Source organism: Actinomycetota bacterium (genome assembly GCA_030017835.1).
Lineage (GTDB): Bacteria > Actinomycetota > Aquicultoria > UBA3085 > Oleimmundimicrobiaceae > Yes70-04.
This window is the reverse complement of the sequence record JASEGU010000046.1, coordinates 1-3,695: the sequence shown is the minus strand read 5'-3', so window position 1 is coordinate 3,695 and position 3,695 is coordinate 1. Positions and strand designations below refer to the sequence as shown.

Sequence of the window (3,695 nt, the reverse complement as noted above, 5' to 3'; positions counted from 1 at the left end):
CAAGTGGCCGCCTCTTCAAAACCACTAGATGTCAGGTAAGCTGTTGACTAGTACAATTAAACAAAACAAAATGTCGGCGCGCCAATGAAATTGGCACGGCCTCCAATTCCGCCGAAGTTCGGCGGGCGGAAATGCGGAGCGGAGCTAATCGAGAATTTTCCGTTCAAAAAAGGTTCGAGCTTCGTTCAGCAATTGCGACCAAAAATCCCTCAAATTGTGCCCAATCAAGCCCACCCGTTTCTGATCCTAGGCAAGCTCGAACTACGCTCAATGTAGTCCCATTCCACCCGTTATGCTTCGGACGAATCCGACTTCAAGGGGCGCTATATGCCCTTTCCCTTTCTGATGGGGGCCATGACCTTCTTTCTGCCCTGCGGATTCACCATAACAGCCCAGGGGTTCGCCCTAATTTCGAAAAGCGCCGTCCAAGGGGGGCTCATCATGCTCCTCTTTGCGCTGGGAACGCTTCCCATGTTCCTTGGAATCGGCCCCTTTAGCCTCAAGTTCCACAATAGACCAGATTTGAGCAAAAGATTCATACAAGTAGCTGGCGTGGTAGTCCTCTTTTTTGCCCTCTTCAGCGTCAACTCACAGATGAATCTTTTGGGCCTTTCTAATCGGGAAGATTTAGCTGGCATGTTTGGCGGTTCGGTCCGGATTGCGAGGGGGAGTCTGCCTCCCATAGTCGATGGCAAACAGGTGATAGAGATGGAGGCCTTCTCTTACGAATATTCGCCGAGCTATTTTCGAGTCAGGGCCGGCGTTCCGGTCAGATGGGAGATTGCCGATCGTGGGACGAGCGGCTGCACCAACGCCATCATCTCAAATGGTCTCTTTGAGGGAGAGATCCCCTTGAGCCCCGGTCAGGTCAGCACCAAGGAGTTCACTCCGCTTAAGGTCGGAAGGTATAAATTCAGTTGTTGGATGGGCATGGTCTCTGGCGTCATCGACGTGGTGGGCGAGAACCCCTTCGGCTCCTTTGAAAGGGTCTTAAGCGAGGGGGCGGAGCCTTTGCCCCTCTTTGGGTCGGCTTTGGCCGGTATCCTCTCATAAGTAAGGCATTTGAGACGACGCTGACCGAAGAGAAGGCCATGGCGGCCGCAGCTATGGCTGGATTTAAGAGCCAGCCGGTCAAAGGATAGAGGACGCCGGCTGCGATCGGGATGCCGATCACATTATAGATGAAGGCCCAGAAGAGGTTCTGCCTGATCTTCCTCAAGGTATAGCGGCTAAGGTCGATGGCCGTGACCACGTCCCTTAAATCATCTTTTATGAGGACTATATCTCCGGTCTCGACGGCCACGTCCGTTCCGCTACCGATGGCTATTCCAAGGTCGGCCTGGGCCAGAGCCGGGGCGTCGTTTATGCCATCGCCGATCATGGCCACCACCTTGCCGCCGGCTTGAAGCTTCTTGATCTCGCTCGATTTATCCTGAGGCAAAACTTCGGCCAGGACGCGGTCGATTGCCGCTTCTTTGGCGATGGCCTCGCCCACCCGCCGGTTGTCTCCGGTTATCATGTAGACCTCTTTGCCCATCTTCTTAAGAGCCGTGACGGCCTGTTTGGAGGAGTCCTTTAGGCGGTCGGCTACGGCTATTATTCCGATGACCCCAGCGTCCCGCATGGCAAGGAGCATGGCCGTCTTTCCTTGGCTTTCGAGCATGGCCATCTTGGGCTCGGCAACATTAAAGTCGAAGCCGTTTTCGGTCATCAGCCTCCTTGTGCCAAGGAGCACCGTCTTCTCATCGAGCTTGGCCTTTATGCCAAAGCCGACCAAGGCCTCAAATTTTTCAACATCACGCAGAACAAGGTCCCTCTCATTGGCCGCGCTTACTATGGCTTGGGCCAAGGGGTGCTCGGAGCTTTTCTCAACCGAAGCGGCAATCCTTAATAACTCCTCCTCGCCGAAGCCCTCTTTGACGGGGATCATGTCGGTCAAGCTCGGCTCGCCCACCGTCAACGTTCCGGTCTTGTCAAAGACGATGATATCTAAGTCCTTGGCCACCTCCAGGGCTCCCCCGCTCTTTATCAGGATGCCCCGCTTGGCGGCAAGGCCGGTTCCCATCATGACGGCCGTCGGGGTGGCAAGCCCGAGGGCGCAGGGGCAGGCGATTATCAGGACCGAAACGAGCACGGTCAAGGCCATAGCAAGGGGCTGGCCGATGATGAGCCAGACGATAAATGATACGATGGCTATGCTCATTACGGTCGGAACGAAGTAATAGGCGACCTTATCCGCTAAAAGCTGGATGGGGGCTTTTGAGCCCATCGCTTCCTCGACAACCTTGATTATCTGGGCCAGCATGGTATCTTTGCCGACTTTGGTAGCTCGAAACTCAAAACTGCCCGTCTTGTTGATGGTCGCTCCGATGACGGCGTCTCCCTCCCTCTTCTCGACGGGGATAGATTCGCCGGTTATCGCCTTCTCATCCACGCCAGAGTAGCCACTTATGACAACGCCGTCGACCGGTATCTTCTCTCCCGGTTTGACCAGGATGACATCTCCTACTAACACTTCGGCGATGGGGATTTTGATCTCAACCCCATCCCTTATCACCATCGCCTCCTTAGGTTGCAGGCCGATGAGTTTCTTTATCGCCTCACTCGTCCGCCCCTTGGCCCGGGCCTCCAAATATTTGCCGAGCGAGATGAAGACCAAGATGAAGGCGGCGCTCTCATAGTAGAGATGGAGCAGCTCGCCGTGGCCTCCAAAGGTCGTTATGGAGACGGCCAAACTATAGAAGTAGGCGACTGAGGTTCCCAGAAAGACCAAGGAATCCATATTGGGTCTGAGCTTGATCAGGTTCTTAAGGCCGTTTACCCAAGTGGAGAAGGAGGCTAGGATAACGGCCGTCGTTAAAACGAATTGCATGATAACAGATGTCTGGTTGGTGAGCCTGGGCACGGCTAGGCCAAGCATCGGTCCCATGACGAAATAAATGATGGGTAGGCTGAAGAGAAGAGAAAGGAGAAAGCGTCTCTTCAAGCGGGCGGCCTTGCCGCCATCTTTCATATCTTTGGGACCGGCCTCCTTGTTCTCCTCCAAAGTCCCCTTGAAACCGAGGTCCTCTAAGATCTTATCGATCCGCTTAAGGTCGGTCACCTTCTCGTCAAACTCGACAAAGAGCTTTTCGGATGCAAAGTTGACGGTGGCCGCCGCGATCCCCTCCTCTTTACTTAAGGTCCTTTCGATATTAGCGGCGCAGGAGGCGCAGTGCATTCCTTCGATATTTAATATCTTCTTCATTTTGACCCCTCTTTAAAATTCCTTTATTTGTTGAAGAGCTTAGTAACCTTTAGGATCTCTTGGACCATCTCGTTCCTGCGCTCCTCGTCGCTCGTTGCCATCGCCCGCTTGAAACAGGTGTTCAGGTGATTCTCCATCAGCATCTGGTGAGCCGATTTCAAGAGCCCGATCGCGGCCAGGTTCTGCTGCATGATGTCGATACAGTACCTATCCTCCTCGACCATCTTGATGATGGTAGCCAGCAGACTCTGAGCCTTCTTGAAATTTACCTTGGTCTTTTCCTTCTTGTTCTCCACCATACCTCCTTAAGTCGAAATACTTACTATACCTATTACCTAGGATACAGGTATAAATATTATCATGGCTGCCCGAGGTTTTCAAATCATAAGTTCGTGTTACAGCAAAATGATAATGTCCGCTTTCAGCAATGTTAAAATGTCCTCTTTCA

General features: G+C 53.0%; 3 protein-coding genes. 1 reads left to right on the top strand and 2 read right to left on the bottom strand.

What is annotated here, in order from left to right:
* Positions 1–327: 327 nt before the first annotated feature.
* A complete protein-coding gene (locus QMD53_06905; GenBank protein MDI6800367.1) occupies positions 328–1,053 on the top strand; it encodes a sulfite exporter TauE/SafE family protein in 726 nt (241 codons plus the stop codon).
* On the opposite strand, the gene QMD53_06900 is transcribed toward QMD53_06905, so the two are convergent.
* Together QMD53_06900 and QMD53_06895 are read right to left on the bottom strand one after the other, a co-directional pair.
* The gene (locus tag QMD53_06900) at positions 944–3,247 is read right to left on the bottom strand and encodes a heavy metal translocating P-type ATPase (GenBank protein ID MDI6800366.1); all 2,304 of its coding nucleotides are present in this window, start codon (positions 3,245–3,247) and stop codon (positions 944–946) included. The two genes, QMD53_06905 and QMD53_06900, sit on opposite strands and share 110 nt — an antisense overlap.
* Positions 3,248–3,270: 23 nt before the next feature.
* Positions 3,271–3,543 carry a metal-sensing transcriptional repressor gene (locus QMD53_06895; protein MDI6800365.1) on the bottom strand — a complete coding sequence of 91 codons (273 nt, stop codon included), beginning with the start codon at positions 3,541–3,543 and terminating at the stop codon, positions 3,271–3,273.
* Positions 3,544–3,695 lie beyond the last annotated feature (152 nt).

Coding starts and splice junctions, on each gene's coding strand:
- QMD53_06905 (MDI6800367.1), top strand. CDS start 328: ATGCCCTTTCCCTTTCTGATGGGGGCCATGACCTTCTTTCTGCCCTGC.
- QMD53_06900 (MDI6800366.1), bottom strand. CDS start 3,247: ATGAAGAAGATATTAAATATCGAAGGAATGCACTGCGCCTCCTGCGCC.